The organism is Pseudodesulfovibrio mercurii (assembly GCF_000189295.2).
Taxonomy (GTDB): Bacteria; Desulfobacterota; Desulfovibrionia; order Desulfovibrionales; family Desulfovibrionaceae; genus Pseudodesulfovibrio; species Pseudodesulfovibrio mercurii.
The window spans coordinates 1,317,639-1,330,581 of sequence record NC_016803.1; the positions used below are offsets into that span (position 1 = coordinate 1,317,639).

Genomic DNA, 12,943 nt, shown 5'->3' on the forward strand with positions numbered 1-12,943 from the left:
GCTACCCCTGCGGCCTGCTGATGCCCACGGTGACGGTTTTGGCCTGGTGGCGGATGGTGTCGATGGGGCGGGTCATTTCTTCGATGGCCTTGTTCAGGATGGTCAGGATGTCGGCGAGGCGCGCCTCGGTGGCGCAGATGGCCTCGGACTGGTTGACCAGCCAGAGCATGTAGTTGGCCAGGCTTGCGGCCACCCGGGCGGGCAGGGCCGAGTCCGTGGCGCCCGAGGCGATGCGCTCCACGCACAGGTTCAGGGCCGTCAGCAGCGCGGCGCGGTCGAAGGTGGCCGTGTTTTCGAGCATCCCGCCGATGAGCACGCGCGCCTTGCGGAAGGGCTCGGCGTGGGAGTCGATGGCCTTGGCCGCGGACACGCCCCACCAGTGGCCGGCCACGGTCTCGAGCACGAAGTCCAGGCCGCCGCCCGCGCGGGGCACCTTGACGGTCGCCTCGGCCACGCGGTCGAAGCGGTCCTCGTCCTCGGCGCAGAACACGATGGGCGAGCCGTTGTGCGCCTTGAAGATGGTCGTCTCCTTGACCGTGTCCGTGACGACCATCTCGGGCAGATCCGAGGCCATGACCAGGGTCAGGGGCTCGGTGGACAGGTCGATGTGCTTCTTGTCCTCGGTGACGTCGCACGGGATGGATTTATAGCACAATTCCGAGAGCTTGATGCGCACTTCCTGGGCCGCGATGCAGTTCGCGCCGTTGCCGACCAGGGCCCAGTAGCGGTGCACCGGGGCGTACTTGCGGGCCACCTCGGCGATCTGCTCCTTGTTTTCCAGGACCTTGTCGATCAGCCCGGGCAGCCCCTCCAAGGCCTCGATCTCCTTGAGGATCGTCCCCTTGTCCAGGGTGCCGAGGATGTCCGCCAGCCAGAGGGACAGGAGCTTGCCCGCCGCGATCTGGGAGTAGAACGCCTTGGTCGAGGCAACGGCCATCTCCACGTCGCGGCCGTTGGAGGTGTAGATGTGCGAGTCCGACTTCTGGACCAGGGGCGAGTTGCGCCGGTTGACGATGCAATTGACCCACGCGCCCCGGTCGCGGCACAGGTCCACCACCCGGTTGGTGTCCGTGGTCGTGCCCGACTGGGAGACCGGGATCAGGAACACGTCGTCCATGCGCTCGTCGCCCATGAAGCCGATGAGTTCGGAGCCGGTGTAGGACTCGATGGACATGCCCGTGTCGGCCAGGGTGCGGCGCAGGAGCTGGGCCACGGCCATGGCGGCCACGGCAGCCGTGCCCTGGCCCACGCAGATGATCCGGCGGATGGGCCGGGTCGCGTCGCGGAACCGCTCCACCAGGGCCGGGCCGCGCCCGAAGCCCTCGGGCAGGAACTCCACCTCGCCGTTTTTCTTGAGATATTTTCCGTGCAGAGTGTTGCGCACCGAGTCCGGGGCCTCGTGGATTTCCTTCTCGATGTAGTGGGCGTACTCGCCCCGGAAGATGTCGCGCGAGAAGATCTCGATCTTCTCCTCGGCCAGCTCCACCGGCCCGCCGTTGTCCAAGTAGCGGGCCACGGGCACGGCGTCGGCCGGGTCGGTGTCGCGCAGGACCACGGACACCCCGCCCTGGCGGTGCACGGCCACCGGGAAGGAGCTGCGGGCCCGGGCGGCCATGCCGTAGGCCTCGCTGGCCACCAGCCAGCCGTCCTGGGTGCGGCCGATGTAGAAGGACTGGCCCGACCCCTTCTGGGCCAGGAACTGGGAGTCGAAATCATTGAGGTTCTGCATGACCACGGCCAGCGACCCCTCGCACCGCCGGAGCACGTTGCGGAAGCGCTCCTCGGCGTCGCCGGTGTCCTCCACGCCCAGGTGGAAGAGCACGGGCAGGATCTTGGCGTCGGTCGAGATGGCGGGCGGGATGTGCGCGCCCTTGGACAGGACCGTCTCCTCGACCAGGGTGCGGTAGTTGTCCACGTCGCCGTTGAGCACGAACATGGTCTTTTCGAGCCCGGTGGACATGTCGCCCTCGACCAGGCCGTCGACCGGGTGGCAGTTGGGAACGGAGATGATCCCGTTGGAGGCCCAGCGGGTGTGGGCGATGATGTTCAGGGTTTCCAGCCCCTGGGACATGGTCCACAACAGGTCGTCATGCTTGATGAACTCGCGCAGGGCCGCGCCGTTGTCCCCGAGCTGGCCGACCAGCTGGGCGACCTTGTACAGGAAGCGGCAGGCGGTCCGGCCGTCGTTGAGCTTGCGCACCAGGACCTGGCGGGTGTCGGCGTTGCCGATGGAGCTGCGCTCGGCCAGTTCCTGTTTCTGCGCCGGGGTCAGGTCGACCTCGGGGTCCACGCCCGCGGGCAGGACAAAGGCCAGGGCCACGCCCGCCGAGTCGCGGCCGCGCACCTCGAGCTTGTCGATGGACTGCAGGACCTGCTCGGCCCCCCAGGCCAGGAAATGGCGGTCGCGCGCCTCGGGGTTCGCGGCCAGTTCGCCGGGCATGAGCGCCAGGGTCCGGTCCACGTTGACCAGGACCTCGCGCTCGATCTGCCACAGGTAGTCGTCCAGGGCCTCGCGCAGGGACTCCAGCGCATCCGTGCGCGGCCCCTGCTCCAGCTTGACGGCGGCCGCGTTGCGCAGCGCCCGGATGGAGTCCCGGATGCCCGACAACGCCCGCCGCGCCTCGGGATCGCCCACCAGCCGCATATGCAGCCCGAAGGACATGAGGTCGTAAAACCGCCCGGCCAGCTCCGCCAAAGGACCGGCGGCCGAAAGCAGGTCGTCACTCTTCCGGGCCTCGGCAAAGGACGCGTCGAGCCCGCCCAGCCAGGACACGTCGGGCACGGTCAGCCACAGCCTGTTGCTCAAGAAACTCGCGATGCCGCACATGATGCTCCCTCTCCTTGTCGTCGCGGACGGCGCTAGCGTTTGTACTTGTCCTCAAGGCGGACGATGTCGTCCTCGCCCAGATAACTGCCGGTCTGGACCTCGATGAGCTCCAGGAGGATCTTGCCCGGATTTTCAAGCCGGTGGACGTTGCCCAGGGGGATGTAGGTGGATTCGTCCTCGCCGAGGAGGAACTCCTTGTCGCCGTTGACGATCTTGGCAGTTCCCTTGACCACCACCCAGTGCTCGGCCCGGTGGAAATGCTTTTGCAGGGACAGGACCTCGCCCGGTTTGACGATGATCCGCTTGACCTGGAAACGGTCGTCCGCCGAAATGGACTCGAAGCTGCCCCAGGGGCGGTAGACCACCTTGTGCGCCTCGGTCTCGGGGCGCTTGGCGGCCTTGAGGCGGCGGATGACCGACTTCATGTTGTCCAGCTTGTCGTTGGCGGCCACGAAGACCGCGTCCTGGGTCTCCACCACGGTGGCGTTGTCGAGCCCCAGGGTGACCACCAGCCGCCCGGAGGAGCGCACGTAGCTGTTGTGCGTGTCCTCGGCGACCACGTCCCCGAGCAGGCTGTTGCCCGCCGCGTCGCGGGGGTGCATGTCGTGCAGGCTCTTCCAGGAGCCCAGGTCGCGCCAGGCCATGTCGATGGGCACCACCTCGATGGAATTGACCTTCTCCATGACCGCGTAGTCGATGGAGTCCGACGGGCAGCGCCCGAAATCCTCCTCGCCCAGCCGGATGAAGTCCAGATCCTTGTAGCTGTTGGCCACGGCCGTCCGGCAGCTGTCGAGGATGGCCGGGGCGTGCTCGGCCAGGGCGTCCAGGTAGCTCGACGCCTTGAACAGAAAAATGCCGCTGTTCCAGAGGTACTGGCCCGAGGCCAAATATTCCTCGGCCGTCTCGCGCGCGGGTTTCTCCACGAAGCTGTCCACGCCGAAGACGCCTTCGGACACGGCCCCGCCCTTGCGGATGTAGCCGTAGCCCGTGTGGGGGTGGTCCGGGACCACACCGAAGCAGACGAACCGGCCCTGTTCGGCGCGCTCGCAGCCCAGGGACACGGCCCGCCCGAAGGCCTCGGGGTCGGCGATGGAGTGGTCGGCGGGCATGACCAGCAGGACCGGATCGCCGCCGTGCTCCATGAGGGCGGCCACGGCCGCCGCCGGGGCGGTATTGCGGCCGAAGGGCTCCAGGACCATGCGCCCGGAGGTGCCGAGCTTGCGCAACTGTTCGGCCACCAGGAAGCGGTACTCGGTGTTGCAGACCACGATGGGTTCCACCGCCTCGGGCAGGGACGCGCAGCGCGCCACGGCGTCGGCAAAGAGCACGCGGCCCTCGGAGACCTCGATGAACTGTTTGGGGTACAGGGTCCGGGACAGGGGCCAGAGCCGGGTGCCCTCTCCGCCGCAAAGTATGACCGGTTGCAAAGACTTCATGTTCTCTCCTCCACGTTATTGATGGAAAACCCGCGCTGAAGGTTGCGCGGCCCCGCGCGGCTAGTCCCCTCTGATGCCGTGACGCTTCATCAGGTCGTAGAGCGTCGGGCGGCTCACGCCCAGGGCGCCCGCCGCCTTGGCCACGTTGCCGGCGTGGCGGTTCAGGGCGGACTCGACCATGTCCCGTTCCAGCAGGGAGCGGGCCTCCTTGAGGGAGATGTCGTCGGACCGCTGCCGGGCCCGCACGGCCTCGTCCGGGCTCAACCCCAGGTCCTCGGGGGTGATCTCCGGGCCGTTGGCCATGATGACCGCCCGCTTGACGCGGTTTTCCAGCTCCCGGATGTTGCCGGGCCATTCGTAGCCCCGGATGCTGTCCATGGCTGCCCGGCTGAAGTTCTTGATGTCCTTGCGCGGGCCGATGTTGACGCTCTTGTTGAAATAGTTGGCCAGAAGCTCGATGTCGTCGCCGCGCTCCCGCAGGGGCGGCAGGGCGATGTTCATGACCCCGATGCGGTAGAACAGGTCTTCGCGCAGGGTCCCGTTGGCCATGGCCTCGTTGATGTCGATGTTGGTGGCCGTGATGATGCGCACGTCCACGCCGATGTCCTTGCGCCCGCCCACACGGGTGATGACCATCTCCTGGAGGAAGCGGAGGAGCTTGACCTGCAACGACATGGGCATCTCGCCCACCTCGTCCAGGAAGAGCGTGCCCTTGTCCGCGTACTCAACCTTGCCCTTGACCGTCTTGTTGGCACCGGTGAAGGCGCCCTTCTCGTGGCCGAACAGCTCGGATTCGAGCAGGTTTTCCGGGATGGCCCCGCAGTTGATGCAGACCATTTCCTTGTCCGCGCGCAGGCTCTTCCGATGGATGGCCCTGGCCACCAGCTCCTTGCCGGTGCCGGATTCGCCGGTGATCAGCACCGGCACGTCCGAGGCGGCCACGCGTTCGATCTGGGTGAAGACCTGGCGGATGCCGGAGCACTCGCCGACGATGCCCATCTCGTTGACCGACTGCTGGCGCAGATTGCGGTTCTCGGCCTCCAGGGTCTGGAGATACATGGCCCGTTCCACGATGACCTTCAGTTCGTTCAGGTCGATGGGCTTCTTGTAGTAGTCGTAGGCCCCGAGCTGCACGGCCTTGAGAGCCGCGTCGTGCTCCTCGTTGCCGGTGATGACGATGACCTTGGCCAGGGGGTTGAGGCGCAGTATCTCGCCCAGGACCCGCAAGCCCTCCTCCACGCCGTTCTCGAAGGGCGGCAGTCCCAGGTCCAGGGTGACCACCGGAGGCCGGTGCTTTTCAAACAGTGCGAGCCCTTCCGCGCCGTCGCAGCCAAAGAGCAGTTCATAGTTGGACCGCGACAGCCCCCACTTGAGTTGTCGGCGAACTTCTTCGTTGTCGTCTATGATGAGTAGTTTCTGCATACGCACATGGTGGCTGATCGCCGCTTAGACGTTATGCCCTGAAGGATCGGGCAGCACGACGCTGAACACGGCCCCGCCGGCATCGCCGGCCGTGGCATAGAGGCCCCCGCCATGGGCCTCGACGATTCGCTTGCTCTGGTACAGGCCGATGCCCATACCCTTCTTCTTGGTGGTCTTGAACGGCACGAACAACCCTTCCCGGAGGATTTCCTCGTCGATGCCGCGGCCGTTGTCGATGACCCGGAACACCGGGCCGTTGTCGTATTCCACCAGGACGGTGAACCGGTTGCTCTCCCCGGCCTCAAGGGCGTTCAGGAAGAGATTGAGGGCGACCTTGCGCATCTGCTCCACGTCCACGCGGGCCCGGACCCCGCCGCCCTTGAACTCTATCTCGGCGTCGGGCACCTGCCGGGCCGCATCCCTGGCCAGGTCCATGAGGTCGATCTCCTCCAGCTTGAGGGAGTCGTTCTTGGGGATATTGGTCAGTTGCGCGATAAGCTCGTTCATGCGGGTGACGATGTTACCCAGTGAATCGAGCATATCCTCCTGAAATTCCTTGTCGTTGATGAACTCACGCGCGTTCTCCGCCAGCAGGGAGAGGGGATAGACCTGGTTCTTGAGGTCATGCAGGACAAAGGCGGCCACCTTGCCGAACCCCTCCATGTCGCGGGCCTCGGCCAGTTCGTCGCCCAACCGGATGTTCATGACCAGGGCGGCCACCTGCCCGGCCACGGTCTCCATCAGCTCCCGATCCTCCACATCGTAGTGTTCCAGGGGATTGATGGGCGACCCGAGCATGAGCAGACCGTGCAGGACGTCATCCGTCATGATCGGCAGGATGAAGCGGATCTTCCGGTCCTTGAGAAAGGTGTCCACATCCTCCTCGAACTCCAGGGGCTCCGACTTGAGGTCCAGCAACCCCCGTTCCCGGCCCAGCCGCTCCACCAGGGCGGACTTGTGCGGCAGGACCAGCTTGGAATCGTCCATCTCGTGGAACAGGACCGGGGAATAATCCTTGCTGTGGCGGCCTTGCAGGAACATGGCCCCGCCGCCGATGCCGAAGATCTCGCAATAGAAGATCAGGATGTTGCGGTACAGTTCATCGCGGCTGCCCGAGTTGACCACACGGCTGGTGAACTTCTTCCACTCGTCGCGGTAATCGTACTTGTCGCCGTAGAAATTGCGCTGGATGAACAGCCTGATCTTCCGCCGGATGCCCTCGGACAGCATGCAGGCGATCAGGGCCAGGCCGCCCAGGAAGGCCACGGTCATGAAGGCCACGGTGCTGAAATCGCTGCCGAAGAGCTTGATGCCCTCGCCGATGACCCCCACGCCCAGCAGGAACAGGGCGAAGAACAGGAAGACGAAGGAGCGGAAGGCCAGCTGGCGGGAGATGACGATGCGCTCGTCGCTGCCCCGGCTCAATTCGGAATACATTATCAGGAGCAAGCCGATGCCGGTGCCCCAGGCGCGCTGGAGCAGGTAGTCCATGTCCAGGGAGCGCAGCATCAGGCTCTGGCTGAAGTAAAGCATGTAGGTGGCGATGACCGCCCCGGCCCCGAGGATGGCGAACTTGATCTTCCACTTGATGCCGTGGCGCGCGCTGGTCACCGTCATTTCGAGGTTGAACAGGCTGACGGCCATGAACAGCAGGATCTGGAGGTAGAAGAAGAAGGCCACGGGCTCCAGGAACAGGACGCGGTCCATCTCGAAGTCCGGGGAATAGAAGAACTGGGAGCCCGGGAAGACGACGGTCATGACCAGGGGGATGAAGGAGAAGGTCAGCACGACCTTCTGCATGACCGGCATGCGCTTCAGCGAAAACTCGCGGTTGTAGGCCTGGCTGAAGACCAGAAGCACGGGGCATAGGGCCGCCTCGAGCCACAGGGCCGGACGCTTGTAGGTCAGGAAGGTCGTGGCGTGCTCCATGGACAGCAGGTCCAGGAGGTTCAGTGCGGCCAGAACCCACAGGGTCGCGGCCAGGGACAGCCGTGAAAAGGATATCCCGTTGTGGACCATGGTGTACACCGGGTACAGGACCAGAATGGCCGCCACCAGGATTTGGGTCACCATCATCGACGTCATCGTCTATCTCCGTCCCGCCGGGGCTGGCAGGAATGCCTCGATCTCCGGATAGGCGGTCTCGGCAAAGTCGTGCAGGGCCCGCTCGGCCACCCCGTCCTCGTCGGATATTTCGGTGGACAGGCGGATAAAGGCGCTGTCCCGCCTGCGGCTGGTCATGGACCCCATGATCTCGCCCAGCTTGAGGGCGTACTCATTGGTCACGACCTTGCCGCAGACCTGGAACCAATAGAGCATGGTCACGGTCTTGTCGTCCTTGTCGTAGGCCGCCAGGACCGCCTTCATCCGTCGGCCGTCCAGGGCCACGGGAACGGTCTTGTCCACCCGCTTCAGCCAGCCGCCGCCGGGCAGGCAGTTGCGCGGGGAATGGATGGGACCGGCGTCCGGCCCGCCGTCGTGGTAGCCGAGGTACAGCTCGACCTCCCGGCCCTGGTCGTCCCGGTACAGCCTGGACACGTAGCCCGTGGCCTTGAGGGTTTCGAGAACGGCCGAACCGAAACGCCATTCGTGGATCATCTGCCACCGCCCGACCGTGGTCGGGAATTCGTCCAGGGACCGGGACAGGGGCACGGCCAGGTCATTGTGGAAATTGATGAACGCCCCGGCGCACAGGACGAGCACGCAAATGATGATAATCCTAAGCTTCACGGCGTTTCTCCCAGAGCTTGAGCAGGAAGCACGTCCCGCCCAGAAAAACCATGGCCATGGCGAAAACGGCCAACCCGGCGAATTCGTGGAAAAAGCCTTCAGCCGCGGCCCGTCCGAAATGACGCGCGAGCACGCCGGTGGCCACGACCCGAAGGATATTGGTCAGGACCGCGAAGGGGATGGACGACAGCACGAGCAGCCAGCGGGTCCAGGGGGATTTGAGCATCAGGAAGGCCAGGGTCACGGCCAGGGCGATGAGGGACACCAGGGAGCGCAGGCCGCTGCACGCGTCGGCCACCTCGAGGACGATGTTGGGGAAGGCGATGATGTTGCCCTCCCGCCACACGGCGTAGCCCATGGTCTTGAGCGTGCCCACGGACACCTTGGCCACGAACAGCTTGAGCGGAAAGGCCATGGCGTCGTAGATGATGTAGGGCAGCGGCACCATGAGGATCAGGTAGGCCAGAGGCAGCCGGAGCCGCTTGAAGACCCCGGTCCCGAAGAGATAGAGGACGCATCCGGCCAGGACCACGATCAGCGACAGGCGCATGTTGAAGAGTTCCGTGCCCAGCCAGGCGAAGACCAGCTGCGCCAGCCCCAGGAGAATGACCGGAATCCCCCAGTTGGAGGGTTTGACCACGGTCTCCTTGAGAAGGTCCCAGTCCCGCCAGACAAACCAGCCGGCAATGAACGGAATGAGAAATCCGTGGGAATAGTTGTCGTCCAGGTACCAGTTGGCGACCATCCGCTGGATGATTGCCCAATAGGCCGCCCCCAGAACCAGCGGCACGGCCAGCAGCCACCATTTGTACCTGTCCAATGTCTCCCGTAGCGTCATCATGCCCTCGTCATCCGATCTTCCGGCCCAAGCCGATTTTTCACACAAAAAAAGTGTCGATCTCCTGCGTAATTCAACTGATCGGCACTTGCTCGCCACCGACCCCCAGCTTGCCATTCGGGATTTCGGCTCCGGCCTGTGGCCGGCTTGGCGGGCATGCGCCCTGCCGCAAATCTATTGCAAACGTGTGGTCAATCCGTGTCTCCGGAATCCCTGTGGCCGGGATCGGGCTCGTCTGTCTTATGCGTCCGCCTTCGTCACCTCCCCCTCTCCTAGTACACCCACGACAGGGATGCTCCCAGGGTGTTGGATACGTAGTCGCTCGAAGCCCGTTCCGCATCATTCAACTTGAGTCGGTAATTGAGGCTGCAGCTGAAGTCTTCCGAGAGTGCGTAACGAAGGCTGGTCAACAGGAACAAGTACTTGTCGCAGTCCGGATTGGTATCCAGATCCACGTAGACGTTGTAGTCGAGTCCCAGCCTTTCCGTGAGTTCATGCGCTCCTTTGATGCTTGGCCGCCAGTAGGTCGTCCTGCTGGACGAGCTCTCCGATTGATAATCCCTGTATTCCAGCTTGGCGCCGATATGGCCCCGTTCGTACATGTGATCCAATCCGATCCCGTGCTCGAACCGATTCTTGGTCAGGGACGAGGTCGGATCCTCGGCAAAATTCATTCTGGTGTAGGCAGTGCATGTCCATGTGTCGGTGATGGCGTGGGTGATGCTCAACGAATACGGGACATACTGCTTATCCGTGGACCGCTCCTCGGCATAATCCGTGTACGTCGGCGTGATGCTCGCCTGCACGAAGGAATTCTCCGCGTACGTGTACATGGCGCCGATGGTGGTGCTGTATCGGTCAAACCCGCCATCCTCCCCACCCTTGGGCACCTGTTTGTCGTACCCGGCGCCGAACTGAAGGGAGAGTCTGTCGCTCATTTCGTGGTCCACGTTGGCGAAGAGCGAATAGACCCGCTTGTCCACGTTGCCCTCTTCCGAGTACCAGATATCCTTGAACTGCGCGCCCGTGCTCAGCGTGGTCCGCTCCTGCAGGGGGAAGCTGAAATACGGTTTGACGCCGAACTCGTTCTGGTCCGTGGTCCCGTTGCTGGTGTCGCCGTCCGGCACATCGCCCTTGTTCACGTCCTCGTAGACTTTCCGGAAGCTGTCCGTGACGTCGACGTAGAAGAAGTCCTTGATGGCCTCCACGGCCAGTTTCGAGTCCAGATAGTTGTTGAACTCGTCCGACATCACCTGGTTGAGGTAGCGCTTGTGTTCGAAATCGTAGGACACGTCCATGAGCACCCGACTGTGGGCGTACGTCATGCTCAGGCCGGGCTTGACGATGGCCACCCAGTCGCCCTGGCCGCCGTCGGTCTGCTCCACGTTGTCGTTGTACTCCCCCGTTACCCTGATCCGAGGATGAAAGGTCAGGTCCGCAGCCGACGCCACCGGGCACAGACACGCGAGGAGCAGTGCGGTCGCAAGCAGTTTCGGGAGGAGTGATGCCATCATGGGTTCCAAAAAAATCAATGCGGTTTTTGTCCGAAAGATGGAAAAGCGCTTCAGATATACTCTGCTTTACTTTCAACATCAAATATTTGCAAGTGTCCGGAGCCATATTATTCCCCCCCGAACAACAATCTGTAGGCCCAGCTCCGCTTGCGGGGCTGCTCGGGCTCCTTGGCGGGCCGCGCCAGGGTCTCCATGCGGGTGAGCATGGCCCGGTTCTGCACGGAGAGCCGCAACCCTTCCAGCTGCTGCCGTTGCAGGGCGACCTGCTTCTCCAGTTCCTCGATGCGATCCAGGAGGCCGACCATGCTCGCGGGCTGATTGCTGTTTTCCTGGCGCTCGAGGTAATCCATCCGGTCCTCGAGGGTACGGATGGCGCGCAGGACCTTCTGGGCCTGGCCGGGCACGCCCCGGCCGCGGCTCTGGACCATGCCGGAGACGGGCCGCTGGTTCTTCTTTTCCGGCCAGTATTGCCGCTCGAAATCCAGTTCCTCAAGAATCTCGGTCACATCCTGTTCACCGACCTCGCGCCGTTCGGCGGCAAAGGCGTCGATGAGCAGATAGTCGCAGAGGATGTTGATGAGCCGGGGGACCCCGCGGGTCTGCTCGGCGATCAGGGCAAAGGCCTCGTCGGAAAAATTGACGGCTTCCCGGTTGCCCGCGCACTCCATCCTATAAAGGATGTAGTCCCGGACCTCGTCGGGCTTGAGCGGCGACAGGTGGCAACCGATCTGGATGCGCTGGCGGAGCTGCAACAGGGTATGGCTGTTCAGGGTCTCCTTGAGTTCGGGCTGACCCGCGAGGATGATCTGCAGGAGCTTGCCGCCGTCCGTCTCCAGGTTGGAGAGCATGCGCACCTCCTCCAGGAGTTCGGCGGACAGGTTCTGGGCCTCGTCGATGATCAGGACGCAGCGCTTGCCCAGGGCGTACTGGTCGATGAGGAACTCGTTCAGCTCCCGCACCAGGGCGGCCTTGGTCCGGCCCTCGGTCTCCAGGCCGAAATCGTCGTTGATCATGGTCAGCAGCTGATGGGAATCCACCTTGGTATTGGTCACCTTGGACAGGATGACCTTGTCCAGATGGTCCTTTATCAGCAGCCGGATCAGCGTGGTCTTGCCCGCGCCGACGTCGCCGGTGAGCAGGATGAACCCCGCCCGCTCCTCGATGCCGTACCGCAGGTACGACAACGCCTTGCCGTGGGTCCGGCTCATGTAGAGCAGGTCCGGGTTGGGCAGGAGATCGAACGGCTTGGAGCCGAAATTGAAGAATTTCTCGTACATTACGATCCGGCCATGCCCGCTTAGCTGGCGTAGTGGTAGTACTTGTACTTCATGTACGCGTCCGCGTTCAGGCTGCGGTGCATCCGGCTGGCCTGGGTGTAGACCGCGCCGAGGATGTTGGAGCCCTGCAAGGCCTCGATGGTGTCCCGCAGGTCTGCCTGGGACGCCTGTCCCTCCTTGATGACCAGGACCACCCCGTCGGCCAGGCGGCTCAGATTGCGCGATTCGGCAAAGGGCAACACCGGCGGCGAGTCGATGATGATGTAGCGGTCGGCGTAGCGGTTCTTCATCTCGGCCAGGGACTCGGCCATCCGTTTGGAGGCCAGGAGTTCGCCCACGTTGGGCACGGGCGACCCCGCGGACAGGAAGGAAAGCTTGCCGATGCCGGTCTTGACCAGTCCCTTGCCGATGGGCGACCCGTCCACCAGGCAGTCGGACAGACCGTAGCCGTTCTCCATGCACAGGAGTTCGTGGCAGCTGGGGGAGCGGATGTCCGCGTCCACCAACAGGACCGTGTGATCGAATTCCTGGGCCAGGCTGATGGCCAGGTTCACGGCGGTCACACTCTTGCCCTCGCCGACCGTGCCGCTAGTCACCAGAATGGTGTTCTGGAACCCTTCGCGCTTGGTCTTTCGGACCAGGCTCTGCTTGAGCTTGCGAAATTCCTCGGCGGCCAGGGAGATGGGCTCGTTCATGGCCACCAGCATGCGCTGCTGCCGGGCCCGGTCCAGGCAATCCGACTGCAACGGCGAGAAGTCCAGGGAGGCATCCACAGGGCTTGCGGCCTCCATGACGGGCGCGGCGACAGGCTCCACGGAAGGCACCGTTTCCGGTTCCCGGCGGCGGTTCTCGTCCCGCTTCTCCGAAGCCTTTTTCAATGCGTCTTCTATTCTGCTCAT

At 63.9% G+C, this 12,943-nt stretch carries 9 protein-coding genes; all 9 read right to left on the reverse strand.

Translation table 11 applies throughout. From position 1 onward, the window contains the following. Position 1: 1 nt before the first annotated feature. Entirely contained in the window at positions 2 to 2,827 is a 2,826-nt protein-coding gene (locus DND132_RS06100; RefSeq protein WP_014321836.1) for an SIS domain-containing protein, read from the reverse strand. A gap of 32 nt (positions 2,828 to 2,859) precedes the next feature. Further along, positions 2,860 to 4,263, reverse strand: a complete 1,404-nt coding sequence (locus DND132_RS06105) for a mannose-1-phosphate guanylyltransferase/mannose-6-phosphate isomerase (protein WP_014321837.1) — start codon at positions 4,261 to 4,263, stop codon at positions 2,860 to 2,862. Positions 4,264 to 4,323: 60 nt separating this feature from the next. Further along, positions 4,324 to 5,685, reverse strand: a complete 1,362-nt coding sequence (gene prsR, locus DND132_RS06110; protein ID WP_014321838.1) for a PEP-CTERM-box response regulator transcription factor — start codon at positions 5,683 to 5,685, stop codon at positions 4,324 to 4,326. Between the two features lie 24 nt (positions 5,686 to 5,709). Further along, on the reverse strand, positions 5,710 to 7,770 hold the full coding sequence (gene prsK, locus DND132_RS06115) for an XrtA/PEP-CTERM system histidine kinase PrsK (protein ID WP_014321839.1): 2,061 nt from the start codon (positions 7,768 to 7,770) through the stop codon (positions 5,710 to 5,712). Positions 7,771 to 7,773: 3 nt separating this feature from the next. Further along, complete coding sequence (locus DND132_RS06120) at positions 7,774 to 8,415, reverse strand: exosortase C-terminal domain/associated protein EpsI (RefSeq protein ID WP_014321840.1); 642 nt, start codon at positions 8,413 to 8,415, stop codon at positions 7,774 to 7,776. After that, entirely contained in the window at positions 8,405 to 9,256 is an 852-nt protein-coding gene (locus DND132_RS06125; protein WP_238528346.1) for an exosortase/archaeosortase family protein, read from the reverse strand. The genes DND132_RS06120 and DND132_RS06125 overlap by 11 nt, the downstream gene beginning before the upstream one ends. Positions 9,257 to 9,525: 269 nt before the next feature. Further along, positions 9,526 to 10,764 carry a TIGR03016 family PEP-CTERM system-associated outer membrane protein gene (locus DND132_RS06130; RefSeq protein ID WP_014321842.1) on the reverse strand — a complete coding sequence of 413 codons (1,239 nt, stop codon included), beginning with the start codon at positions 10,762 to 10,764 and terminating at the stop codon, positions 9,526 to 9,528. Between the two features lie 110 nt (positions 10,765 to 10,874). After that, entirely contained in the window at positions 10,875 to 12,044 is a 1,170-nt protein-coding gene (locus DND132_RS06135) for an XrtA/PEP-CTERM system-associated ATPase (RefSeq protein WP_014321843.1), read from the reverse strand. A 20-nt stretch (positions 12,045 to 12,064) separates the two neighbouring features. Further along, positions 12,065 to 12,943 (reverse strand): XrtA-associated tyrosine autokinase, encoded by an 879-nt coding sequence (locus DND132_RS06140; protein WP_014321844.1) that lies wholly within the window; start codon positions 12,941 to 12,943, stop codon positions 12,065 to 12,067.

Coding starts and splice junctions, on each gene's coding strand:
- DND132_RS06140 (WP_014321844.1), bottom strand. CDS start 12,943: ATGAGCAGAATAGAAGACGCATTGAAAAAGGCTTCGGAGAAGCGGGAC.
- DND132_RS06105 (WP_014321837.1), bottom strand. CDS start 4,263: ATGAAGTCTTTGCAACCGGTCATACTTTGCGGCGGAGAGGGCACCCGG.
- DND132_RS06100 (WP_014321836.1), bottom strand. CDS start 2,827: ATGTGCGGCATCGCGAGTTTCTTGAGCAACAGGCTGTGGCTGACCGTG.
- prsK (WP_014321839.1), bottom strand. CDS start 7,770: ATGACGTCGATGATGGTGACCCAAATCCTGGTGGCGGCCATTCTGGTC.
- DND132_RS06125 (WP_238528346.1), bottom strand. CDS start 9,256: ATGATGACGCTACGGGAGACATTGGACAGGTACAAATGGTGGCTGCTG.
- DND132_RS06135 (WP_014321843.1), bottom strand. CDS start 12,044: ATGTACGAGAAATTCTTCAATTTCGGCTCCAAGCCGTTCGATCTCCTG.
- prsR (WP_014321838.1), bottom strand. CDS start 5,685: ATGCAGAAACTACTCATCATAGACGACAACGAAGAAGTTCGCCGACAA.
- DND132_RS06130 (WP_014321842.1), bottom strand. CDS start 10,764: ATGGCATCACTCCTCCCGAAACTGCTTGCGACCGCACTGCTCCTCGCG.